Here is a 24,301-nt window from a genome sequence, read left to right as displayed (position 1 = left end):
AGTCAGTGGCGTCGGCGGCGCAGGCCGAGGGTGGCGGCGGCCAGGAGGCCCAGCATGGCGGAGCCGGGTTCCGGGATGACGTCGAAGGTGAGTCCTCCGTAGGCCACGCTGGTGTTGCTGTTTCCCGGGCTGGACTTCGTCAGGAAGAGGCTGAACACATCCCCGGTGGTGGCCTCCGTGACATCGAAGAACACGATGCTGGGGATGCTGGAGCCGGAGAACGCGAGGTTGGCGGTGGAGGTGGCCGCGCCGCCGGTGGTCTGGGTGAAGCGCAGGGTGCCCGCCGCGGCGTCGAGGTTGGAGATGATGACGCCGATCCGCAGGCCGCCCGCCGGAATAGCGGAGGTGACGGTGAAGTTGATCATGCCAACCTCCGTGCCGAGCGTCACGCTCTGGCGGAGGGCGCCGCCGCTTTCCACGTTCGCCACGCTGGCGGATGGCGGCTGCGTGGGGTCATCCATCAGGCGGTAGCCGTAGCTGGAGGCGATGCGGTTCTGCCCCGTGGAGGTGAGCGAAAGATAGGAAGGGACGGAAAGATGGGTCCTGCGGGTGGCACTGGCGTTGTAGGCGAGGGGATCGACCGTGACGACCGCGCCGCCGTTGCCGTTGGTGGCGGAGTCCGCTCCGTAGAACACGTATCCCGCGGTGCCGTAGACGTTGTCGCCATCCGTGTCGTAGGTCTTCGCGACGGCGATGGTCCGCCAGGAGTCCACCTCGTCATTGTCATTCCCATCGATGCCGGTGGCGGTTCCCGCCCAGGTGACAACCGCCGCCGGTGCGGTGGCCCAGGAGAGGAGGGCGAGGGCGGTGGTCAGGCCGGGGAGGGGCACTTTCATGGCGGAGGGGAAGGTAGCGGGTGGAAACGCGGCGGCAAGCCTTTCGGAGGCAGCCGCCCGCGCGGCCGCGACTTTACCGCTGGCCCTTTCGTTACCCATGGGGTTTCATGCCGGTGTGTCCTATCTGGAAATCCGCGACCTCCACACGCACTTCAGCCGCAGCACCGGACCGTGGTTCGCCCGCCGGAAGCAGGAGGTGAGGGCGGTGGACGGTGTGAGCCTGGAGGTGCAGCAGGGGGAGATCCTCGGGCTGGTGGGTGAGTCCGGCTGCGGGAAGTCCACGCTTTCCCGCACCCTCATGCAGCTCATCCCGGCGACGTCCGGCTCCGTCATCCTCAACGGGGAGAACCTTTCCCAGCTCCCGCGCGCGGAGATCCGCCGCCGCAGGCTGGATTTCCAGATGATCTTCCAGGACCCGTATGCCTCGCTCAATCCGCGGATGACCGTCTACTCCACGCTGGCGGAGGCCGTGCTCCAGCGCCACCCCGGCCTGAAGGGAAAGCCGGAGCTGCGCCAGCGGGTGGAGGCGCTGATGGCCACCGTGGGCCTCGACCCGCGCGTGATGAAGAAATACCCGCACGAATTTTCCGGCGGCCAGCGCCAGCGCATCGCCATCGCCCGCGCCCTCGCCCCGGAGCCGAAGCTGGTCATCGCGGATGAGCCGGTGTCCGCGCTGGATGTCTCCATCCAGTCGCAGATCCTCAATCTCATCAAAAAGCTGCAGCAGGACCTGGGACTGACCATGATCTTCATCTCCCATGACCTCGGCGTGGTCCACTATCTGGCGGACCGCATCGCCGTGATGTATCAGGGGAAAATCGTCGAGGCGGGCGGCGCGGAGGAGGTTTTCCGCCAGCCGAAGGAAGCCTACACGCAGCGGTTGTTGTCATCGATCCCGCGGCTGGCGGTTTGAACGGAGCGCGGACTTCAGTCCGCTTGGCTTCGCAACGTCGGTTTTACTGGGACCGCGGGATTCATCCCGCTTGGCTTCGCATGCTGGCTGGATTCCCCGGGGCGGACTGAAGTCCGCGCTCCATCCCGTCACCCACCTAGACCCTAGGACATGGTGGCTTGAAAGTACGCTGGAAATGGCGTGTATTCTGGGGCCATGAACCCGTCCCCGTCCCTCCGCAGCACCCGCATCGAGCTTCCGGGCGCAGGCATGAGCCGCCGCCGGTTCCTCCGTGCTTCCGGCGTGGCGATGACCCTGCCTTTCCTGGAAAGCCTGCTGCCGCGTGCGCTGGCGGCGGAGACTCCGAACGCCTCGCCGGACGGGGTGAAGCGTTTCGTCGCCATCGGCGCGCCGCTCGGGTTCCACACGCCGTTCCTTTTCCCGGAGACCACCGGCGCGGACTACAAGCCGACGAAGTACCTGGAACCGCTGCAGGACCACCGGGACAAATTTTCCGTCCTCTCCGGCCTCATGCACCCGGACGTCGACGGCGGGCACGCGGCGGAGGCCAGCTTCCTCACCGGTGCGCCGCATCCGTCCGCGCCCAGCTTCCGCAACACCATCTCCGTGGACCAGTATGCGGCGGAAACCATCGGCCACCTGACGCGCTATCCCTCGCTGAGCCTGTCCGCCACCAGCGGCAACAGCCTCTCCATCTCCCGCTCCGGGGTGAAGGTGCCGCCGGACGTCAGTCCCTCCCGCCTTTACGAAAAGCTCTTCCTGGAAGGCTCCGCGAAGGAAAAGGAAAAACAGGTCAAGCGCCTCCAGGACGGCCGCAGCGTCATGGATCTGGTCATGGACGACGTGAAGAACGTCCAGCGCAAGGTCGGCCGGGATGACCACGAGACGCTGGACCAGTACCTCACCAGCGTGCGCGACTTCGAGAAACGCATGGTCGCCGCCGAAGAGTGGACGAACAAGCCGAAGCCGAAGGTGGATGCGCCGAAGCCGAAGGACATCGAGGACCGCGCGGACTTCGTCGGCAAGATGCGGTTGATGTATGACCTCATGTTCCTGGCCCTCAGCAGGGACTCCACCCGCCTCATCACCTTCGTCGGCGCAGGCGGCAATGAGGTGGTCACGCTGGAGGGCGTGGACGATGGCTGGCACAACCTGAGCCACCACGGGAAGGACCCGGAAAAGATCGACATGCTCGCCATCATCGAGCGGGAGGAGTTCGTTCTCTTCGCCGAGTTCATCGGCAAGATGAAGGCGTTCCGCGAGGGACAGCACTCCCTGCTCGACCAGACCGCCGTCGTCATCGGCTCCAGCCTTGGCAACGCTTCCAGCCACAACAACAGCAACCTGCCCATCGTCCTGGCGGGTGGTGGCTTCAAGCACGGCCAGCACCTCGCCTTTGCGGAGAAGGAAGCGCCGCCGCTCTCCAACCTGTTCGTCTCCTGCCTCCAGCACATGGGTCTGGAAGCGGAGAGCTTCTCCTCCGGCAACGGCAGGCTCGTGGGGATCTGAGGTGGGCTTCCCCCTGATTTCACGACCACGTCTCCTTCATTTCGGGAGGCCTGCCCGGAGGTCGGAGGAGATCACAACTGATTGCACTGATTTACTGATTCAGAATCGGCCTTCGCAGCCGGAATGGATGATCGGCGCTCCATTCATTCTCTCTTCAAATCAGTAAATCAGTGGAATCAGTGGTCAATCCACCTGCTCCCCTCCCAGCATCCCCCGCTCACTGGTTGAGCAACCAGCCGATGAGCAGGATCTGTGGCGTGGCGATGAGCGGCAGGGCGAGCGCGATTTTCCATGACTTCGTCGTTTCACGCAGCACCAGCATCTCCGTGTAGTCCGTGGCGGCACCGGCCATCAGGAACGTGAACGCATTTCCCGGTGCGGCGGCGCGCGCCATCAGGTCCGCGGCGATGGGGCTGGAGCCTTCCGAGCAGACCTCGATCACCGTCGTCGCCAGCAGCGTCAGGAACAGTCCCAGCAACGTCGGGCCGAAGTAGTGGGAGAACAGGTCGTCAGGCACGAAGGCGCGGATGATGCCAGCCAGGACGATACCGAAGAAGATCCAGCGCAGGATCATGGCGGACTCCCGGAACCCGTCCACGACCATGCCGCGGATGTTGGACGGCGTGGGCTTCACCGCGCGCCCTGCGTCACGCAGCGCACTCCGCAGCCGGAAGTCATCCGGCAGCGTGAACTGGTGCGGGTTCGCGGGGAGCTTGCCCGCCTTCACCAGACGGTCGGCGGTCCAGCCGGTGATGACGCCGATGACCATGGACAACAGGATGAACACCAGCATCCACTTCCAGCCGATCATCGCCGCCAGGATCAGCGTTACGGAGAGCGAGTTCCAAGGGCTGGAAATGAGAAACGCCATGGTCTGCCCGGTGGATGCGCCTTTCTTGTAGAGCTGCGCGGCGACCATCAGCACGCCGTGGTTGCACAGATCCAGCAGCGTGCCCGCGAACACCGCGCGGATGGTGCCCGTCAGCGTCCCGCCCTGCCCCAACAGGCTGGCGATGATCTCGCGCGGGATGCGGCCGATCACCCCCACGGCGATGATGCCGACGAGGATGCCCCACCATGCCTTTGACAGGAACTCGAAGCTGGCGTGGGAGAACTTGTGCCACCACACCGGGCCGCCGCTCACGAAGTGCCCGGCCAGCCCCACCACCAGCAGGATGAGGGAACCCCACAGCAACCAGTCGATCCTCCGCGTCGGCGCGCAGCAGTCGGCGGCATCCGCGGCGGGTGCTTCATCGTGGCAGGAGTGATCCGCAGCGGATGGTTCCGGCGGAGTGGCGGAGCAGCAGCTCCTTTTCTCCGGTTCGGGCTTCGGGGTGCAGCAGGACATGGTTTCGGAAAATGGAAGGGGATTCAGGAAAGGCGGCGCTTGTAGAGCGTGACGATCTCCTCCAGCCGGGTCTCAAGCTGGCGGGGGTCCGTGGCGGCATCCGTCACGCAGTGGCGGACGTGGTCCTCCAGCAGCTTCGCCTCCAGGGCGCGCAGCGCGGAGTGGACCGCCGTGATGGTGTGCAGGATCTCCGGGCAGTCCCGGTCTTCCTCGATCATGCGGGCGATGCCCTGCGTCTGCCCGGCGATCTTCTTCACACGGGCCAGCAGCGGTGCCTTGTCGGAACAGTTGCGGTGCATGATTATACCCATAGGGGGTATAGGTAGAAATGCAAATGGGATTTTTGAATGGAGCGCGGACTTCAGTCCGCTTGGCTTCGCAAAGACTGGATTCTCCGGGGCGGACTGAAGTCCGCGCTCCAATCGCCACGCGACGGCATCCATCCCGCAATCCACCATCCAAAGCGGACAACCCGCCGTTAGCGGCATCCGCCGGATTGTGGAATGATCTGAATCACGCGGGGCGGCTGTCGCAGGCTCCCCGCAACATATACTCACTGGTGCTATGGGTTGCGCCTGTGATTCAAACCAGGCCTGAAGTGGCGGGATCCGCTTCAGGCCTTTTTGTGTGGGGGAGGCTTCCTCCCGCGTGGTGGGGGTGCCCGCACATTGCGCCAGCTTATGGAGTGCGGCGGCCCTCCGCCGCTTTGGGGGCGGATGGCACCCGCCGGACGATGTGGTGGAAATCACCACGTCGCGACTTGCGGATGGCATCTTTACTTGGGAGAGGGTCATGACTGCGACTGATGGCGGCAGAAGACTGCCGCACTCCATGACGCTGCCGCGCGGATGGAGTGCCCCAGCCACTTTCCATTCCCCGCTCAATGCAGATGCAGCGTCAGGCGTTCCGTCACGGTCTTCGCATCCGGCGCAACCTTGATCTGCAGGACGATGTCCACGTGGTCGCCCGCCGGGATTTCCTTGTCGGAGATGAGGGCGTTCGCGTTGTCACCCTCGCCTTTGGCAAAGGTCAGGCGCGTGGGGTTCGCGCGGTCGCCGCCGGTGGCGGTGACGACCTGCTTGTCCGGGGCGACGACCTTGTTGTCGTCATCGACGAAGACGATCTTCGCCTTGCGGTCCTTGGTGATGACCAGCTCCGCGTGCGGCTCCACGGAGTGGATGAGGATGCCGCCGTTCGGGCCTTTCTTGTTCTTGTCAACATCGCCGTCATGGTCGGCGTGGTCGTGCTTGTGTTCCTTTTCGGCGGCGGTCACGTGGGGGACGGCGGCCAGGGCGGTGAGGGCGATGAAGGCGGTGATGATGTTGGTTTTCATGCGATGGTTGGTTGTGGGTTGATGGTTGGTGTTGGATTCGGTGAAGCGTGCGCCGCGACGGCGGCCTGGGATGCCTTCCGGCCCAGCAGGCGGAAGAGGGCGGGCGTGACGGCGAAGTCGAGCAAGGTGGAGGACACCAGGCCGCCGACGATGCAGACGGCGACGGGGTGCAGGATCTCCTTGCCCGGCTCCCCGGCGGCCATCACCAGCGGGATCAGCGCGATGCCGGCGGCGAGCGCGGTCATCGTTACCGGCACCAGCCGCTCCAGCGTCCCGCGCTCGATCATGGCGCGGCTGAAGGTTTCCCCCTCATGCGTCATCAGGTGCAGGTAGTGGGAGATCATCATGATGCCGTTCCGCGCGGCGATCCCGCATACGGCGATGAAGCCGACCAGCGTGGCGATGCTGATGTTGCCGACCAGCAGCCACGTCAGCGCCAGGCTGCCCATCAGCGCCAGCGGCAGATTCACCATCACCTGCAACGCCAGCGCGAGGCTGCGGAAGTAGGAGAACAGCAGGATGATGATGACGCCGAGGACCCCGGCGAACAGCAGCGCTATCCGCGTGGTAGCCGCCTTCTGCGCCTGGAAGTCGCCTTCGTAGCTGATGAACGTGCCCGTCGGCAGTTTCACCTGTGCGGTGACCTTTTCCTGGAGCTGCCGCACCAGCTCGCCCGCGTCCGGACGCGTCGGCTTGATGGAGACCACGTAGCGGCGCTGCGTGTTCTCGCGGAAGACGGACGACGGTCCCTTCGCCTCGCGGATCTCCGCCACCAGCCGCAGCGGGATCGACTTTTCGCCCTGCGTGTCGATGGGCAGCTCGCGGATGCGCTCCGGATGCTCCCGCCACTCCTCCGGCAGGCGGATCGCCAGGTCGATGATGCGCGGCCCGTCGCGGAGCTGGGCCACCGCCTCCCCGCCCATCAGGGTGGAAAGCGTCTCGTTCAGCTCGCCGGGGGTGACGCCGTAGGCCAGCGCGCGCTCCCGGTTCACCTCGATCCGGAGCTGCGGGATGGGCGCCTGCTGGTCCAGCTTCGCGTCCTCCAGTCCGGGGATGGTCTTGGCGATCTTCTGGATCTGCTCGCCGACGTTCTGGTTCGTCTCGAAGTCGGGGCCGAAGACTTTGATCGCGATGGGTGCGGTCACGCCGCTGAGCAGGTGGCTGATGCGGTGGGACAGCGGGCCGGAAAGCACGCTGAAGGAGCCGGGCACCTGCCGCACCTTCTGGCGGATGTCCTCCAGGATCTCCTCCCGCGAGCGCTCGGACACGCCGGTCTTGAAGTCCACGTCGAACTCCGCGTTGGAGATGGGCACCACGTGGTCGCTGCGTTCCGCGCGGCCGATCCGGCGGCCGATGTGGTTGATCTCCGGCACCGTGCGGAGCTGTTTCTCGATGGAGGCGGCCAGCCGTTCCATCTCCATCAGCGAGGTGCCAGGAGCAGCGCCGGTGGTGACGATGACGGTTTCCTCGTTGAAGGCGGGGAGGAAGTCCTTGCCCATCTTCGGGTAGAGCGTGAGGGAAAGCCCCAGCAGGATGACCACCGGGATCAGCACCAGCACCGGCCGGTCCAGGCTCACCTTCAGCAGCGTGTGCTTCACCAGCCATTTCATGCCGCGGGTGACCGGGCCGTCGTGGTGCTTCGCCTTCGCCTCGTCACCCGGCTTGCGCTTCCGCCAGCCGAGCAGGAACGAGCACAGCACCGGGATGGACGTCAGCGAAACGATGAACGACGCGATCATGCTGATGATGGTCGCGATGGCGATGGGGCCGAACAGGCGGCCCTCCACCCCGCTCAGGCCGAGCAGCGGCACGAACACCAGGATGATGAGGACGGTCGCGTAGAAGATGGAGTTCCGCACCTCGCCGGAAGCGGCGGCGATCACGTCGATCTTCGGCAGCGGGTCGGCCAGCACCGCGTTTTCCTTCAGCCGCCGGAACACGTTCTCCACGTCCACGATGGCGTCGTCCACAACCATGCCGATGGCGACCGCCAGTCCGCCCAGCGTCATGCTGTTCATGCTGAGGCCCATCAGTTGGAAGGTGATCAGGGTGACGGCGAAGCTCAGCGGCATCGCCATCAGGGTGATGAAGGTGGTGCGGAAGTTCAGCAGGAACAGGAACAGGATGATGATGACCATGATCACCGCCTCTCCGAAGGCCTTCACCAGGTTGTCCATCGCGCGGTCGATGAAGTCGCCCTGGCGGAAAAGCACGGTGGCCTCCACGCCCGGGGGGAGCGTCTTCTGGACTTCCGCGATGGCGGTCTCGATCTGGCCGGTGAGCTTCAGTGTGTCGAAGCCGGGTGCCTTCGTGACGCTCATGATGACGCCGGGGTCGCCGTTGACGTGGGCGTTGCCACGCATCGGCTCCGTGTCCCAGGCGACGGTGGCGACGTCACCGATGCTGATCGGCTGATCCTTCACCGTCTTCACGGGCGTCTTCGCGATGTCAGCCAGTTCCGTCGTCATGGCCAGATTGCGAACCATGATTTCCTGGGAGAAGGAACTCAGGAACCCGCCGGTGGTGGTGGTGGCGGCCTTCTTCGCCGCGTCCCGCAGTTCGTCCAGCGTCACGCCATACGCCTGCATCTTCCACAGGTCCGGCTGGATCTGCGCCTGCTTCACGCCGCCGCCCATGTTGAGCACCTCGGCGATACCGGGGATGGACTGGATCCTCCGCCGCACCGTCCAGTCGGCGATGGATCGGACCTCCATTGGCTCCACCTGGCCATCCGTGCTGCGGATGCCGACGAGCAGGATCTCTCCCATCAGCGACGCGACCGGTGTCAAATACGGCTCGGTTCCTTCCGGCAGCGTCTCACGGACGGACTGCAGCCTTTCCTGGACGAACTGGCGCGCCTGGTAGATGTCAGTCCCCCAGTCGAACTCGGCGAAGACGAGTGACAAGGCGATGTCCGATTGTGAGCGCAGCCGGTTCAGCCCGGCGATGCCGGTGAGGGAGCTTTCGATGGGCTGGGTGACCAGCGCCTCGACTTCCTCCGGTGCCAGTCCGGGAGCCTCGATCAGGATGGTAACCGTGGGCTTGGTCAGGTCCGGCAGCACTTCCAGCGGCAGCTTCGTGGACGAGCGGTATCCCATGACCAGCACGAGGATGCACAGGCCGATGATGACCGCGCGGTGCCGCAGGGAAAAACGGATCAGTTTTTCGAGCATGGTTCAGGCTTCCGGTGATGGGTTTCCGCGGCGGATGAAAAGGACGGCGACGAGCGCCAGCGCGAGCACCGCGGTGGTGCCCATGAAGATACGCTCGCGCAGCGGGCTGGCCTCATGGTCGTGGTCATGGCCGTGGCCTGCGGCGGCCCCGCCCTTTTCGTTCGCGGCCTTCTGCTCCGCGGTCATCTCGGATCCGTCCTCGTTGTGCTCGTGGCCGTGGGCGGCATCCAGCGCCTCCTTCAGCGAGACACCGGAACCACTGCCCACGAAGCCCAGCGCATACGACCCGCGCGTGACGACGAGGTCCCCGGGGAACACCCCGGAAAGGATCTCCACCTGCGTGCCGTTCGTACGCCCCGTCCTCACCGCGGAGCGGACGAAGGCGTTCGGGATGTTGAAGTCCTTCAGGAACACATGGCGGTTCGACGGGTCGCCCTGCACGGCTTCCTTCGGGATGGTCAGCACGTTTTCATGGCGTGCGGTGATGATCTCGAACTCGGCGCGCATGCCGGGGCGCAGGCGGTTGTCCGGGTTCTTCACCAGGAAGATCGCGTCGATGGTCGCGCGCTCGCGGTCGGCGGTCGTGCCGAAGCGGATGAGCTTCCCTTCCAGCGGCTGGTCGCCCAGCGCGGAGATGCGGATGATGGCGGTGGTGCCGGGCGGCAGCTTCGACGTCTGGTGCTCCGGCACGCGGGCGATGGCGTGGACGTCCGTCAGGTCGGAGATGTCGAGCAGCTCCTTTTCCGGCTCCACCGGCTCTCCCAGGCGCACATGGGACTCCACCACCAGTCCGGAGATGGGGGCCTTCAGCTCGATGGTCGGCGGCGGGTCGCCGGGCTGGCGGCTCTCCACCCGGGCGATGTTCTGGCCTGCGGTCACCATGTCGCCCTCGCGGGCTTCCAGGCCCACCACGCGGCCGGGGATGCGGCTGCTGAGGACGGCATGCTTTTCCGGGATCTCCTCGATCCGACCGAGCGCGAAGGTGGTTTCCTCAAAGACGGATTCGGACGCTTCGACGGTTTCGATGCCGAGAGACTGCACGCCCGTCTCATCGAGCAGGACGGGTTTCTCCGCGGCGTGGACGGAGGTGAGGAGGGAGAGGATGCTGGCGGTGGCCAGCGTGAGTGATTTGAAATTCATGGAAATGGGGTGGTTCAGAAGTTGCCCAGCGCGGCCTGGTGGCGGGCGCGGGCGAGGTGGAAATCACGCAGCGCGTCGAGCCGGGTGGACTCGAGCTGGAGGCGCTGTGCGCGGGACTTGAGGACGGTCTGGAAGTCGGCCTGGCCGTTGCGCCATGCCGCCTCCGTGTCCGTGGCCTGCTTGGTCGCCAGTGGCAGGAGCTGGCTGTCGATCTCGCGGATCAGCTTCGCCCACTCCGCCATTTCGGAGCGTGCGCCGCCCGCCTCATGGCGGATGGTTTCCGCCAGCGCGCGCGTCTCCAGTTGCTTCCGCCGGTGGGTGGCCTCCGCCGCCTCGATGTTGCCTTCGTTCTTGTTCCAGAACGGCAGCGGGATCTTCAGCCGCAGGCCGACGACGGCTTCGTTCTCATAGCCCTCCGGGGCATCCTCCGTCCGTTCGGCGGAGAAAAACGCGCCGCCCTCGAAGTCCTCGCGCCGCTTCGCCTTCTCCAGGCCGATGGACTGTTCCGCGATGTCCGCCTCCACCTTGGAAAGCTGGAAGTCGGCACGGCGGGACGGGTCCGCACCGGTGCCCGGCAGGGCGGGGGACGCCAGCGTGCCGGAAACGACCAGCCCCTCATCCTGGCGGATGCCCAGCAGCGGCTTCAGCTCCGCCAGCGCGGACGCCTCCTTCGCGTCGAGCTGCCTCGCCTCCGTGTCCGCCTGCATCGCCTCCACCCGCGCCTGTCCGGCGTCGAGCAGGGAACCTTCGCCCTTCTCCGCGGCGGCGCGGATGCTTTCCGCCAGCTCCTTCGTCAGGCCGGACTGCCGGTTGAGCAGGTCTTTCCGCAAGCGGATGGCCAGCACCTCGATCAGCGCGCGGTTCGCATCGGAAACCAGCTTCTGCTCCACCTGGCGGACTTCCAGCTCCGCGGCTTTCAGCTCGGTGACGGAGATGCCTTTCTCGCGGCGCAGCCGGTCGGTGACGGGAAACCTCTGCGAGATGCCGATCTCGATGCCGCCCTCGCGGAAGTCGCGGCTGTGCTGGAGGGACGTTTCGAGCTGTGGGTTGTCCAGCCGTCCGGCCTGCTTCATCCGGCCGACCGCTTCCGCGATGCGCAGCCGCGCCGCGGCCAGGTCCGGGTTCTGGGCACGGATCCGTTTCGGGATGGTGTCCGGAGTGACGACGACGGCCGGCGCGGCATGGAGCGCCGGGACCATGAGGAGTGAGGCCGCGCACAGCGCGGTGAAATGGGAAAACATAGGGGTGTTGTCTGACGGTTGGGCAGGCGGGAACACGGTGGTTCCTGCGGGGGCATCCGGCGGAAATGGGCCGGGCCATGGAGGGGAGCGGGGCGTGCGGAATGGGCACGCCGCTCCCGGGAGGGATCGTCAGATCAACGGTGGCTTGTCCAGCGACTGGAACGGGCCGTCCGGCGGCCGTTCGCTCTCATGCCGGATCACGCTCCGGGAAAATTCCGGAACCGTGAGGCGGTGGAAAACATCCTGGTCGAGACCGAGCGGGAGATGGTGCAGGCAGGTGCCGCAGTGGTGGTGGTGGTCCGGCGGGCACGTGTCATCGTGCTTGTGGCCGTGGTCGGCGGGACCATGGTGGTGGTGATGGCCGTGGCCATCGTCATGGCTGCCGCATTGGTGGTGCTCATGCTGGCACACCGGCTCCTCACCGTGGGAGGCGAACACACGCGTCCCCAGACCGGCAATGAAGCCGATGACCAGGAACCATGTCAGGAACGTGCGCACGCTGGATTCCGACGTAGCCGGGCTGGGGATTTATTCAAGGAATTTCAGCTATCCCAAGTATCTTACGATTGCAACGGACATGCGGGGTAGCGTCATGGTTGCGCCATGACGGTTGGGGAAATCCACATCCTTCGCCACAGTTCCACATGGGAAAGATGCCATCCATGATGTATCGGTGTCAGCAGGTCATCGCTACCCCGCATGTCCGCTGCGATGACCCCTATACATTTCATGAAATTGCCCTAACCTGGCTCCCTGATGACCCGTCTGATCCTTTCCTCCGTCGCCTGCGCCCTCGCCTTCACCTCCTGCGGCCCCCTCGATGGAGGAGATCCGCTGGACGGACCTCCCGGCAACGATGGCGCGTCGCTCCACCTCCGGTCCACGCCGGAGGAAAGCGGCGTCAACCGCTCCATCGGCGTGGAGGGCCGCTACGACCGATACTCCCGTTGACGGAACTGGGACCGCGGGATTCATCCCGCCCCGGAGAATCCAGCGAAACCAAGCGGAATGAATTCCGCGGTCCCAGCCCAGAAGGTTGCAAAGCCGCACGGGGGTTCCACATTGGGGGCATGACCGAAAGCGGCACACGCCTCATCTTCCGCACCACGGGAAAGCCCGCGGACGTCCTGGAACTGGAGACTTTCACCCCGCGGGAACCCACCCCCGGAGAGGTGCTGGTGCGCATGGTCGCCGCCCCGCTCAACCCGGCGGACCTCAACACCATCGAGGGCACGTACGGCGTGAAACCGGCGCTGCCCGCCACGCCCGGCATCGAGGGAGTCGGCGTCGTGGAGGACAGCGCGGCGGAGGATTTCTCCGCAGGGGATGCCGTCATTTTCCTGAAACGCTCCGCCACCTGGGCGACCCACACCACCGTCCCGGCGGACACGCTTTTCAAGCTCCCGGCCGGGATCGATCCGGTGCAGGCGGCCATGCTCAAGGTGAACCCGGCGACCGCATGGCGGCTGCTGCGCGGCTTCGGTCTGGTGGAGGATGGCGGATGGATCGTCCAGAACGCGGGGAACTCCGCGGTGGGCCGCTGCGTCATCCAGCTTGCGCGGGACTTCGGCATCCGCACGGTGTCGTTCGTCCGGCGGCCGGAGCTGGTGGACGAGCTGAAGGCGCTAGGCGGGAATGCCGTTTTCACCGATGACGATGCGGGCCGCGCCGCCGCGAAGGAACTGCTCGGTGGGGCACGCGCCGCGCTGGCCTTCAACGCCGTCGGTGGTGACAGCGCCCTCGGCCTGCTGAAGCTCCTCCGCGAAGGCGCCTCCCACATCACCTACGGCGCGATGGGGCGGCGGCCGGTCACCGTGCCCAACGGCTTGCTCATCTTCCGCGACATCGCCGTACGCGGCCTGTGGATCACCAAGTGGCTGGAAGGCGCGTCCGCGGAGCAGATCCGGGAAATCTATGGAACCCTGGCGGAAAAAGTGAAGGCGGACGCCGTCACCCAGAAGGTCGATGCGCTGTTTTCGCTGGAGGATTTCCCCAAGGCTCTTGCCCGCCTCGACGAACCCGGCCGCGACGGGAAGGTGCTGTTCTCGTTCTGAGTTCCCGGGCCAGGGGGAGCCACCATAGTCGCGGCAGCGTCATGGAGTGCGGCAGTCTTCTGCCGCTATCAGTCGCAGGCATGACCCACCCCTAAGCGGAGACGCCATCCGCAGGTCGGGACGTGGTGATTTCCGCCACATCGTCCGGCAGATGCCATCCACCCCCAAAGCGGCGGAGGGCCGCCGCACTCCATAAGCTGGCGCAATCCCCGGGCACCCCGATGGCGTTACCGCGTTGGCGGCCCCCCAACGAAACGATTGCACCGTGCGGGGCGGGCGGCTAAACCTCCGCCGCCATGGCAACCATCAATGCGAATTTCCTGAAACTGAAGGCGGGCTACCTTTTCCCCGAGATCGCCCGTCGGGTGAAAGCCTACACGGAGGCGAACCCGGACAAGGCGGCGCGGATCATCCGCTGCGGCATCGGTGACGTGACGGAGGCCCTTCCTTCCGCCGTCGTGAAGGCCATGCACGAAGGCGTGGACGAGCTGGCGGACCGCGGCAGCTTCAAGGGCTATGGCCCGGAGCAGGGCTACGAGTTCCTCCGCCAGGCCATCGTTGACAACCAGTTCTCCGACCTCGGCATCTCCGCCGATGAGGTCTTCATTTCCGACGGCTCGAAGTGCGACACCGGCAACATCCTCGACATCTTCGGCAAGGGCAACGTCATCGCCATCACCGACCCGGTCTATCCGGTCTATGTGGACACCAACGTCATGGCCGGCAACACCGGTGATGCGGATGACAAGGGCGCCTACGCGGGCCTGCTCTACCTCCCGTGCAACGCGGGCAACAACTTCGTCGCGGACGTCCCTGCGGAGAAGGCGGACCTCATCTACCTCTGCTTCCCCAACAACCCGACCGGTGCCGTGGCGACCCGCGAGCAACTGGAGGCATGGGTGGCCTATGCGAAGAAGAACGACGCCATCATCCTCTTCGACGCCGCCTATGAGGCCTTCATCCAGGATCCGTCCATCCCGCGCTCCATCTTCGAGATCGAAGGCGCGAAGGACGTCGCCATCGAGTTCCGTTCCTTCTCGAAGAACGGCGGCTTCACCGGCGTGCGCTGCGCTTACGTGGTGATCCCGAAGACCGTTTCCGGAAAGACGGACGACGGCCAGCGCATCCCCCTGCACCAGCTCTGGTCCCGCCGCCACAGCACCAAGTTCAACGGTGCCAGCTACCCGGTCCAGAAGGCCGCCGCCGCCGTTTTCTCCGATGAAGGCAAGGCGCAGGTCAACGAACTCATCTCCCACTACATGGGCAACGCGAAGCTCCTCCGGGAAGCCGCCGCCGCCGCGGGCCTGCCGGTCTTCGGTGGTGAGAACGCGCCGTATGTCTGGGTTGGCTGCCCTGCCGGTCTGACCTCCTGGGACATGTTTGACAAGATGCTGGGCGAGGCGCAGGTCGTCATCACCCCCGGCTCCGGCTTCGGCTCCGCCGGTGAGGGTTACTTCCGCATCTCCGCCTTCAACTCCCGTGCGAACGTGGAGGAAGTCTGCCGCAGGCTGAAGGCGCTGGTCGCCTGATGGATGACTGGAGGGGGGCGCGCTCCGGTGTCCCCCTTCCATCCCGTGCGGACCGTGCTACTTTTCCCGCATGGACCTGATCCGCAAAGCCGTTGATGCCAGGATTTCCTCCCTCGGGCTGGATTGGTTGAAGCTTGAAAGCCTCCACATCCGCTCGAAGGACAAAACCATCAGCGCGGACGTGTTGCTGGAAGGGGAAGCGGAAAGCATCCACATCGAGGCCACCTATGAAGTCATCGGCAGCCGGATCTCCGTGCTGACGGTGGACTCGTCGAGAAAGTGGGTGGCGGAGGCGGCGCGCCTTGGCTTGGCCAAAGCCGGGGGGAGCTTTGAACTACCCTCCGGAATCTCGGGCATCCTGGTCCGGCTGTTCCTCTGAGCGGAGTGGATCCGCGTCGAAATTGCTGCACAGGTTGTTGCAGGGGCTTGGGTGAATCCAAGGCCCGCACGCGAACCAAGGGGGGCATTGACACTTTTTCCGTGCCTTGGAAGTGGATTCCGATGTAGGGGTTTTTTCGCGATGAAACCCAAGGATTTTCTAATTCGGACCGCGTTGCTGGCATTGCTGGCAACTCCCCTCCAGGCCGCGCTCAGCTATGCGACCTATGGCTCCACGCTGACGGAGAACTTCAACACACTCTCCTTCGGCTCAGGAACGCACCCATGGGCGGACAACTCGACCATTCCCGGATGGTATGCTGCCTCCCGGATCCCTTCGCCTACCACCGGCTTCACCGCATACCGGGCGAGTTCAGGCAACACCGCAGCGGTGGGGGAAATCCAGAGCCTGGGGCCCAGCGGGAATTCCGACCGTGCCCTCGGTTCACAGAGCCACAATACCGGCACCTCGGCGATCAGCTATGGGGTGAGCATCTCCAACGACACGTCGGGGCTGATCAGTGCATTCAACCTCCAGTATGCCGGGGAGGAATGGCGGGCCATCGTCGGAGAGGTCGCGGACGGCCTCACCTTCGACTACCAGATTTTTGCGGCGGGGACGGGTTCGCTGGATGCGGCTGCCGGCTGGACCTCCGTTTCAGCGCTCACCTTCACCGCACCGGAGACCGAGCCCTCCGGTGGGACGTCGCGCTCGGTCAATGGCAACACCATCGGCCGCGTGGTCCTGGCCTCGGATGTGACGGGCATTTCATGGGGGCAGGGCCAGGAACTGTGGCTCCGCTGGACGGACAACAGCACCAATGGCAACCGCCGCGCCGCGGTGGGCATCGATGACGTGTCATTCACCGCCATCCCGGAACCCACCGCCGCGGCATTGGGTGGCCTGGCCGCGCTTCTCCTGCTGGGACGCCGACGTTCCTGATCCGCCTACCCCGTTCCGGAAATGAGCTTTGATCCGCTGGATGTTTTCGGAGGGGCCGTGGGGTCGATCTTCAAGCGTCTCCTCTACTTCGCCAGTGCCGTCTGGCTCGGCTGCGCGACCGCAGCGGTCGGGCCGGTCGTTTCGTGGCTGGTGCGGGGAGGTAGTCCTGGATCCGGGTTGATATGGTCCCTCCTGCTGGCACCCCTCTGGCTGCTGAATGAATGGGCCGCGCTGAATTTCCTGACCGTGGCGATCGGGCTGGCCTACTCCGTGAGGGCGGTTGATCCCAGCTACAAGGGATGGATGATCCTGGCCGGGACCGCCTCGCTCGGCGTGAAACTCGGAGAGGGCTTTTCCGGAAAGTGGCTGCCCCTTGCGGCAGGGTGGATTTCCTGGCTGGTGCTCATGGCCATGCTGGGTGCCGGGGTATGGCTGCTGTGCCAGTATTTCGCCGCCCGCTGGGCGCACCACCTCATGCACGTCCAGGCGGAGACCACCGTGCGCGGGATCGAGCGGGAGGAGATCGTCAGGGCGCGGCTGGAGGCATCCCGCCCACCGGACGCCCCGGCCGGTGCGGTCGTTGACCTGAAGCGGTGAGCGGTGGCTTCAAGGATCGCTTGCTTTCCGGCGGGTGCTCCGTTTGGTTGGAACCGTGCTGAAACGTCTCTTCCTCGCGCTGGTTCCGCTGGTCCCCTTTCTCCTCAACAGTTGCGGTGGCGGCGGCTACGGCAGCGTCGGGCTGCTGGACGCGCCGAAGGTGGTGAACGTCTCCAGTTACGATCCAAAGGAAAAGCAGCGGGCGGGGGATTCCTATTCGTCGCAGAATGTGTCCGCCCTCCGCCGGAACGGTGCCCACGGTCTGATCGCCCGCACCGGAAAGGGGACGCTGATCGACGAGAAGTGCGCCGACTTCCTCAGCGCCGCGAACCGCGAGGGCATGATGCTGGGCACCTACTACTTCGTCCTGAAGACCAGCGACCCGGTGTGGCAGGCGGACCGCTATGTGGGCCGCCTGCGGGAGATCGCCGCGCAGCGCGGGCTGCAGGGCCGGAAGATCCTGCTGGTGGGGGACTTCGATACGAAGTCCAGCGCCTCGGACATCGTGCGGTTCATCGACCGCATCGAGCAGCTCACCGGGGTGCTGCCCGTCATTTATCTGGAGAACAGCGGCGGCCTGCGGGCGACGCTGAGCAACGCCAGCGCCGCGGAGAAACGCCGCATCCGCCAGTGCCCGTATTGGATCGCTCTCTACAACCACCACAACGGCTTCCGCACGCCCAGGGACCTCATGCAGGCCTACGGCATCTGGGATGATTGGGCGATGTGGCAATACGGCGGCGTCGAGTGGGGGGGCGGCCGGTCGAACTCGAAGCACTACAACCACGGGCCCTGGAGAGCACCGCAGTACTTCGGCACCATGGACCGCCCGCTGGAGCACAACGCCTTCAACGGCTCCGTGGAAGACCTGCGCGCTTTCTGGGCCAGGCATTCCTGGCAGCCATTGTGAAAAAACGGGAGGGTCGCGACCGCTGGGCGCGCCGTGGCTTTCGGCGTGCAGGCGGGTGACGTGAGATGATGAATGGAGCCGCGCAATCCTCCCGGCGTACAGCTTCGGCGGCCCGAGGCCGGGCCAGCCCTACCGGCGGTGGTAGAACATTTTCATTGAACGGCGGCCCCGCACGCGGAGAATCCCCGGATTCCGGCAAAAAAAACCCATCCCGCCGGAAATCCGAAAACCCATATGAAATCCACCGGCCGGGCCGGGGCGTTCGCCGCGCTCCTGTTCCCGCTCCTCCATGGTGCGCTGCACGCGCATCCGGATGAGTTCGACATCGTTGTGTACGGAGGCACCTCCGGCGGCATCACCGCGGCGATCCAGGCGGCGAAGTTGGGGAAGAAGGTCGCGCTGGTTTCCCCCACCCCCCACCTCGGCGGCCTCACCTCCAGCGGCCTGGGGTGGACGGACCTGGGGAGCACCGCCATCCTCGGCGGGCTCAGCCGCGAGTTCTACCACCGGGTCTATACCCACTACTCCCAGCAGCAAGACATCTGGGACCAGATCAAGGACATGAATGGGCAGGGGGCCAAGGCGTTCAACCACACCACGCAGGTCGCCTCCATCTTCGAGCCGAAGGTGGCGGAAGCCGTCTTCAACACGATGCTCTCCGAGTGGAACGTGCCCGTCTTCACCGGCCTGCTGGATCTGGATGACGGCGTGGTCCTGGACGGGCTGCGCATCACCGGCCTGCGGATGGAGGACGGGCAGACCTACCGCGGGAAGATGTTCATCGACGCGTCCTACGAAGGCGACGTCATGGCCGGTGCCGGCGTGAGCTGGTTCATCGGCCGGGAGGACAACAACGTCTACGGGGAGGACAACAGCGGCGTGCAGGTGGGGAAAGGGCACCACAACTTCACCAACAACCTCGCCAGCATCAGTGCCTACCGGATCGCGGGAAATCCGGCCAGCGGCCTGCTCCCGGGCATCGAGCCGTCCGTCGCCGGGAACGGCACGGCGGACCACCGGCTGCAGGCCTATTGTTTCCGCATGTGCCTCACCGACCGGGAGTCGAACCGCGTGCCGGTGGCGCAGCCGCCGGGGTATGACGCCGCCAACTACGAGCTGCTCCTGCGGGCCGTGGAGGCCGGGCAGAGCAACCATTTCTTCAAGCTGGACCTGATGCCCAACCGCAAGACGGACTCCAACAACACGGGTGCCGTCTCCACCGACTACATCGGGCGGAACTACGGGCCGGACTGGAACTGGGCCACCCTCAGCCACGCCCAGCGCGCCGCGCTGGCGAAGGAGCATGAAAACTGGCAGCGCGGCCTCATCTGGACGCTGCAGAACCACCCCCGGGTGCGCGCCCGCCACACCAACGGCCTCTACCCCACCTGGGGCCTGCCGAAGGACGAGTTCGCGGACAACGGCAACTGGCCCTACCAGCTCTACGTGCGCGAGGCGCGGCGGATGGTTTCCGACTACGTCATGAGCACGAAGAACTGCCGTGGCTCGGAGATCGCCCCGGACTCCGTCGGCATGGCCGCCTACACCATGGACTCCCACCATGTGCAGCGCTACGTCAACGTGGACGGCTTCGTCCGCAACGAGGGCGACGTCCAGGACCCCACCAACGGACCGTATCCGATCTCCTACCGTTCCATCGTGCCGAAGCAGGGGGAGTGCGAAAACCTCCTCGTCCCCTGGTGCCTGTCAGCCTCCCACATGGCGTTCGGCTCCATCCGCATGGAGCCGGTGTTCATGGGGCTGGGCCAGTCGTCCGCCACCGCCGCGTCCATCGCCATCGACGACGGCCTCACCGTGCAGCAGGTTCCCTACGCGAAGCTGGTGGTGAAGATGCGGGCTGACGGTCAGGCGCTCACCACCAACGCCGACGGCGGCCCGGGCACCAGCACCATCGTCGACAATGCCGACCCGAACGCCATCAAGATCGGCCAGTGGACGGAGAGTACCTCCCAGTCCGGCTTCTACGGGAAAAACTACCTGTCGGATGGAAACACCGGGCAGGGAACGAAATCCGTGCGCTTCGTTCCGGACCTGCCCGTCTCCGGCACTTACACCGTGTACCTCCGCTGGCCCGCCCAGGGGAACCGCGCGAAGAATGTTCCCGTCACCGTCTTCCACAACGGTGGCAGCCACTTCGTCCGCATCGACCAGGAACAGGACAGCAACGAGTGGGTGAGCCTGGGAACCTTCCAGTTCAATGCGGGCAGTTCCAACTCCGGCAGCCTCCTTATCGAGACCACCGGAGCCGACGAGTATGTCATCGCGGATGCCGCGCGCTGGGCGATGCCCGGCCCGGACAACATCGTCAGCGTCACGCCGCTCATTCCCACCACCACACGCGGTGGGCGCGTGCCGGCGGAGTTCATCATCTCGCGGAACGGCACGCTGGACAACCCGCTGGTGGTGGACGTCGCGCGCGGCGGCACGGCGGCCCCGTCGGAGCTGTCGCCGTCATTTCCCGCCTCCATCACCATCCCGGCCGGGGTCAGCCAACTGGTGGTGTCCGTCGGCGCGCCGGCGGCGGCCGTGCCGGCAGGGGAACGCACGGTGACCGTCACCATCAGTCCTTCCACCGCCTATTTCCTCGGCACGGATGTCTCCGCCACCGTGACCTTGGTTGACCCGCCGTTCGACGCGTGGAGGTTCGGACGGTTCGATGCGGCGCAACTGGCGGACCCGCAGGTTTCCGGACCCGGTGCGGACCCGGATGGTGATGGCGTGGCGAACCTGGTGGAGTTTTTCTCCGGAGCGGGCGGGCCGGACGCGCGCCCCCGGCTGCTGGCGCAGGACGGAAAGCTCTACCTGCTGCTGCGCCGCCACCAGCGGGCCAACGGCATGAAGATGGAGGTGTGGGAGTCTGACAACCTCACCGGCTGGCAGCGCACGCCCACCCTGCCGGCACCCGCCTTGTTCCAGTCCGCCGGAGATTTCCGCCACATCGGCATTCCCATCCGTGGCTCGGATCCCTTTGGTGGTGGAAAGAATTTCTTCCAGCTCCGTATCGGAGAGTAGCTTTCCCATGAGATCCATCCGCCTCCTCGCCCTTGTCGTCCTTTCTCTCGCCTCGCAGGCGTTCTCCCAGACCCGTATCCTCTGTCTGGGGGACTCCATCACGGAGGGCGGCAGCACCTTCAAGGTCTATCGCCATGTGTTGGCGGAGAAGCTGGACAAGGCGGGCATCCCCGTCGTCTTCGTAGGGCCGAAAAAGGACAAGGCCGGGCTGGCCCACGGCGGCTACGGTGGAAAGAGCATCGAGCAGGTGGCCGTGGAGTACGGGAAATTCCACGCCGCGCACCCGGCGGACGTCGTCATCATCCACTCCGGCCACAACCACTTCATCGAGGAAAAGCCCATCCCGGGGATCATCCGCACGGCGGAGGAAATGATCGCGCTCGCCCGCAAGGACAATCCGCAGGTCATCGTCCTGCTGGCCAAGGTCATCCCCAGCGGCAAGCTGCCGAAGTACGGATACATCCCGGAACTGAACCGGGAGATCACGAAGCTCGGTGAGAAGCTCAAGGTCACCGTGGTCGATCAGGAAACCGGCTTCGACTGGAAGACGGACACCATCCAGGACATGGTCCACCCCAACGCCTCCGGAGCGGAGAAGATGGGCACGAAGTTCTTCGACGCGCTGAAGCCACTGCTCGCAAAGGCACCCGCCTCCGGGGCCACCACCGTGCCGGTTCCCGCGGAGATCGCCGCTCTGCCGGAAACCCAGCAGGAAGCCCTGGCAAAAGCGAGCAAAGTGCTCACCTACAAGAGCGTCGATGGCCTGGATCTGGAGATGCACGTCTTCCTGCCGGAGAAACCCGCCGTCGATGGCAAACCCAGCCCCGGCGTCCTCTTCATCCACGGTGGCGGCTGGGTCGGCGGGGATCCATCCGTGCATGCCTTTGAAAGCCTCTATCTTTCCCGCCAGGGCATGGTCTGCGCCACCATCCGCTACCGCCTGCTGGGCCAGGGCAAGAAGGGCAAGTACTCCGTCGCGAAGTCTCCCGGCGAGTGTCTGGCCGACGCGAAGTCCGCCATGCGCTTCTTCCGTGCCCACGCGGCGGAGTTCGGCATGGATCCGCAGCGAATCGCCGCCGGTGGGGGGTCCGCCGGTGGACACCTCGCCGCCGCCCTCAACACCATCCCCGGCTATGACGACCCGCAGGATGATCTGAAGGTCTCACCGAAGGCGGACGCGCTGGTGCTGCTCTACCCCGCCTTCGACCTCAGCGGCGGCTGGGGCGGCGGCATCGGCAGTTGCAAGAAGGCGGGCATGGATCCGCTGAAATTCTCCCCCGCCACCATGGCGGACGCCACGTTCCCGAAGACCCTCATCCTCGTCGGCAAGCTGGACCCGGTCTCACCACCGGCCAGCAACACCGCCTTCCTCGGGCGCATGAAAAAGGCCGGCGTCTCCGTGGAGCTGCTCACTTACGCCGGCAAGGAGCACAAGCTGTTCGAGCGCAGCAAGACGGACCCCCATTTCCAGAGCTACCTTATCCACTCCAGCCGCTTCTACCAGGAACTCGGCTGGCTGCCGCAGCGCTCGCTGCCACCACTGCCGGACGTGGAACACACCGTCGCGAAGTAAGTAAGGAGGGAGGACACTCCTGTCCTCCGGCTGCAACGGCAAACAAAGGAAGAGAGGACAAAGATCTTCCTTCCCTTCCGGCGAACACCCGTTGACTTCCCCATACCCCTGGTGGACAAGAACGGGAGCGAAGCGGACATAGCGGCTTGCCCGCAATGTCCACCCTCCTTAGGCTTCCCATCATGAAACTGCCAGCCGCTTTCCTCGGTCTGTTCCTCGGTTCGCTCATCGTCGCTTCCGCACAGGAAGGTGAATCCGCCAAAGTGGTGGCGGAGGTTTCCCGCAACCTCGGCGGATACAAGTCGCTCGAGCATGTGTATGAGCCCAAGGACGGCGCGGAGTTCCAGGTGAAGGCATGGCTTTCCGACGGAGTGCTCCGCAGGATCAAGGCCAGCCAGACCGGCGATGGCGGCGTCCTCACCAGGGATTTCTACTACAATGCGGAGGGGGAGTTGAAGCACGCCCATGCCACCCTAGCGGACGAAGCGAAGGACGGAAAGCCCGCCTCCACCGTGGAGGAAAAGTTCGATTTCAACGATGGCGCGCTCATTCTCTATGTCGGCCCGGACAAGAAGCCGGTGGCGAAGGAGGACAAGAACTTCGCCGGCATGGAAACCGCACTGACCGCCATGTCGGACGACCTCATCGAGCGGATCGAGGGATCCACCGCCTATGCCGGGGTGATGGGTGAGGAGGACGGTCCGAAAGCTCCCGTCGGGACGGTGTTCGGTGCGGGCTATTCGGATGGAACCTTCGCAGGGACGGAGCAGGGCGACTACCTCCACCTCGACCTGAAGCAGGCCGACGGCAGCATCGAGACCTATTTCGTCCTGAAGCCGGACGCGCCGCTCGAGCAGCTCCTCAAGGATGGGGACGCCGCGAAAGGTAGGAAGATCCGCGTCCACTGGACGGAAAAGATGCAGGACATCCCGGAAGCGGGGGAGGCCACCCGTATGAAACTCTGCGACCGCATCGAGCTGTTGCAGTGATCCGCCGCGCATCCTGCACCATCCGGGGCGGAACTGCACCGGTGCGGATGATGCCTGTGTTTCCGTGGATGCCATCATCGATGGCTTGATATCAGAGGGTTAGCTCATCAGGGGATCCGCTGGCACGGCCAGTGCGATGGGAAATGACAGGGACGCCCACTGCGGCGGCTCCTTCAACCACCCATCTCAAAACCGATGAAAACGACCACGATCCCCAAATTGATGTTGATCCTCGCGCTGTCCGCCACGCCGGCGGCTTTCGCCCAGAATGAAGCCAAAACGGACAAAGCTGGTGCCGCCGCCAAGGAAGAGAAAGCCGCGCCTGAAGCCGTGAAGCCCGGCACGGTTGCCTCCGTCATCGCTGACGGAACCACCTTCTCCGTCCTTGCGAAACTCGTGAAGGCCGCCGAACTGGAGGAAACCCTCAGCGGCTCCGGTCCGTTCACCGTGTTCGCACCGACGGATGAAGCTTTCACGAAGCTCCCCAGCGGAGCCATGGAGAAACTCCTGCTCCCTGAAAACAAAGAGAAGCTGCGCCAGCTCGTGACCTACCACGTCCTTCCCGGCCAGGTCCTCGCCTCCGCCTTCAAGGATGGTGAGATCAAGACCATGAGCGGCGACAAGGCGAAGCTCGACGTGGACGGCAAGACCGCCGAGATCGACGAAGCCAAGATCGTCAGCAGTGACGTGGTCGCCAGCAACGGCGTGTTCCACTCCATCGACAAGGTGATGGTGCCGAAGTCCCTGGAAGGATTCGCCAACCTCGACCATGATGATTGATCGGCCACGGATGATCCTGTGA

21 protein-coding genes are annotated in these 24,301 nt (G+C 65.2%); 13 read left to right on the top strand and 8 right to left on the bottom strand.

Going from position 1 to position 24,301, the window contains the following annotated elements:
- Nucleotides 1-2: 2 nt before the first annotated feature.
- Nucleotides 3-836 carry a hypothetical protein gene (locus OVA24_RS00695; RefSeq protein WP_267672489.1) on the bottom strand — a complete coding sequence of 278 codons (834 nt, stop codon included), beginning with the start codon at nucleotides 834-836 and terminating at the stop codon, nucleotides 3-5.
- A 97-nt stretch (nucleotides 837-933) separates the two neighbouring features.
- Here OVA24_RS00695 and OVA24_RS00690 point away from each other — a divergent pair, with 97 nt between their 5' ends.
- Complete coding sequence (locus tag OVA24_RS00690) at nucleotides 934-1,749, top strand: ATP-binding cassette domain-containing protein (protein ID WP_267672487.1); 816 nt, start codon at nucleotides 934-936, stop codon at nucleotides 1,747-1,749.
- A 195-nt stretch (nucleotides 1,750-1,944) separates the two neighbouring features.
- Nucleotides 1,945-3,258: a DUF1552 domain-containing protein gene (locus OVA24_RS00685; RefSeq protein WP_267672484.1), complete on the top strand. Its 1,314-nt coding sequence runs from the start codon at nucleotides 1,945-1,947 to the stop codon at nucleotides 3,256-3,258.
- 217 nt (nucleotides 3,259-3,475) lie between these two features.
- On the opposite strand, the gene OVA24_RS00680 is transcribed toward OVA24_RS00685, so the two are convergent.
- From OVA24_RS00680 to OVA24_RS00650, 7 genes are all read right to left on the bottom strand, one after another.
- Nucleotides 3,476-4,606: a permease gene (locus OVA24_RS00680; RefSeq protein ID WP_267672483.1), complete on the bottom strand. Its 1,131-nt coding sequence runs from the start codon at nucleotides 4,604-4,606 to the stop codon at nucleotides 3,476-3,478.
- 23 nt (nucleotides 4,607-4,629) lie between these two features.
- Nucleotides 4,630-4,905, bottom strand: coding sequence for a metal-sensitive transcriptional regulator (locus OVA24_RS00675; protein ID WP_267672481.1), 276 nt, complete (start codon nucleotides 4,903-4,905; stop codon nucleotides 4,630-4,632).
- Nucleotides 4,906-5,486: 581 nt separating this feature from the next.
- Complete coding sequence (locus OVA24_RS00670; protein ID WP_267672479.1) at nucleotides 5,487-5,939, bottom strand: hypothetical protein; 453 nt, start codon at nucleotides 5,937-5,939, stop codon at nucleotides 5,487-5,489.
- Nucleotides 5,936-9,112, bottom strand: coding sequence for an efflux RND transporter permease subunit (locus OVA24_RS00665; protein ID WP_267672477.1), 3,177 nt, complete (start codon nucleotides 9,110-9,112; stop codon nucleotides 5,936-5,938). Before OVA24_RS00665 ends, OVA24_RS00670 begins: the two co-directional genes overlap by 4 nt.
- Nucleotides 9,113-9,115: 3 nt before the next feature.
- A complete protein-coding gene (locus tag OVA24_RS00660; RefSeq protein WP_267672475.1) occupies nucleotides 9,116-10,252 on the bottom strand; it encodes an efflux RND transporter periplasmic adaptor subunit in 1,137 nt (378 codons plus the stop codon).
- Nucleotides 10,253-10,266: 14 nt separating this feature from the next.
- Nucleotides 10,267-11,493, bottom strand: coding sequence for a TolC family protein (locus OVA24_RS00655; protein ID WP_267672473.1), 1,227 nt, complete (start codon nucleotides 11,491-11,493; stop codon nucleotides 10,267-10,269).
- A gap of 129 nt (nucleotides 11,494-11,622) precedes the next feature.
- Nucleotides 11,623-11,991, bottom strand: a complete 369-nt coding sequence (locus tag OVA24_RS00650) for a hypothetical protein (RefSeq protein ID WP_267672472.1) — start codon at nucleotides 11,989-11,991, stop codon at nucleotides 11,623-11,625.
- 258 nt (nucleotides 11,992-12,249) lie between these two features.
- Here OVA24_RS00650 and OVA24_RS00645 point away from each other — a divergent pair, with 258 nt between their 5' ends.
- From OVA24_RS00645 to OVA24_RS00595, 11 genes are all read left to right on the top strand, one after another.
- Nucleotides 12,250-12,444, top strand: coding sequence for a hypothetical protein (locus tag OVA24_RS00645; RefSeq protein ID WP_267672471.1), 195 nt, complete (start codon nucleotides 12,250-12,252; stop codon nucleotides 12,442-12,444).
- A 119-nt stretch (nucleotides 12,445-12,563) separates the two neighbouring features.
- Nucleotides 12,564-13,547 carry an MDR family NADPH-dependent oxidoreductase gene (locus OVA24_RS00640; protein ID WP_267672470.1) on the top strand — a complete coding sequence of 328 codons (984 nt, stop codon included), beginning with the start codon at nucleotides 12,564-12,566 and terminating at the stop codon, nucleotides 13,545-13,547.
- 296 nt (nucleotides 13,548-13,843) lie between these two features.
- Nucleotides 13,844-15,076: an LL-diaminopimelate aminotransferase gene (locus tag OVA24_RS00635; protein ID WP_267672469.1), complete on the top strand. Its 1,233-nt coding sequence runs from the start codon at nucleotides 13,844-13,846 to the stop codon at nucleotides 15,074-15,076.
- A gap of 70 nt (nucleotides 15,077-15,146) precedes the next feature.
- Nucleotides 15,147-15,455, top strand: coding sequence for a hypothetical protein (locus tag OVA24_RS00630; RefSeq protein ID WP_267672467.1), 309 nt, complete (start codon nucleotides 15,147-15,149; stop codon nucleotides 15,453-15,455).
- A gap of 141 nt (nucleotides 15,456-15,596) precedes the next feature.
- On the top strand, nucleotides 15,597-16,397 hold the full coding sequence (locus OVA24_RS00625) for a hypothetical protein (RefSeq protein ID WP_267672465.1): 801 nt from the start codon (nucleotides 15,597-15,599) through the stop codon (nucleotides 16,395-16,397).
- A gap of 21 nt (nucleotides 16,398-16,418) precedes the next feature.
- Nucleotides 16,419-16,994, top strand: a complete 576-nt coding sequence (locus OVA24_RS00620) for a hypothetical protein (RefSeq protein ID WP_267672463.1) — start codon at nucleotides 16,419-16,421, stop codon at nucleotides 16,992-16,994.
- Nucleotides 16,995-17,049: 55 nt separating this feature from the next.
- Entirely contained in the window at nucleotides 17,050-17,904 is an 855-nt protein-coding gene (locus OVA24_RS00615) for a GH25 family lysozyme (protein ID WP_267672461.1), read from the top strand.
- A 234-nt stretch (nucleotides 17,905-18,138) separates the two neighbouring features.
- Entirely contained in the window at nucleotides 18,139-20,937 is a 2,799-nt protein-coding gene (locus OVA24_RS00610) for an FAD-dependent oxidoreductase (RefSeq protein WP_267672459.1), read from the top strand.
- A 7-nt stretch (nucleotides 20,938-20,944) separates the two neighbouring features.
- Entirely contained in the window at nucleotides 20,945-22,510 is a 1,566-nt protein-coding gene (locus OVA24_RS00605; protein ID WP_267672457.1) for an alpha/beta hydrolase fold domain-containing protein, read from the top strand.
- Nucleotides 22,511-22,692: 182 nt separating this feature from the next.
- Nucleotides 22,693-23,499: a hypothetical protein gene (locus OVA24_RS00600; RefSeq protein WP_267672455.1), complete on the top strand. Its 807-nt coding sequence runs from the start codon at nucleotides 22,693-22,695 to the stop codon at nucleotides 23,497-23,499.
- Between the two features lie 195 nt (nucleotides 23,500-23,694).
- The gene (locus OVA24_RS00595; RefSeq protein WP_267672454.1) at nucleotides 23,695-24,279 is read left to right on the top strand and encodes a fasciclin domain-containing protein; all 585 of its coding nucleotides are present in this window, start codon (nucleotides 23,695-23,697) and stop codon (nucleotides 24,277-24,279) included.
- Nucleotides 24,280-24,301 lie beyond the last annotated feature (22 nt).

This window comes from Luteolibacter sp. SL250, assembly GCF_026625605.1.
Lineage (GTDB): Bacteria > Verrucomicrobiota > Verrucomicrobiia > Verrucomicrobiales > Akkermansiaceae > Luteolibacter.
This window is presented reverse-complemented; position numbering and strand designations above follow the sequence as displayed.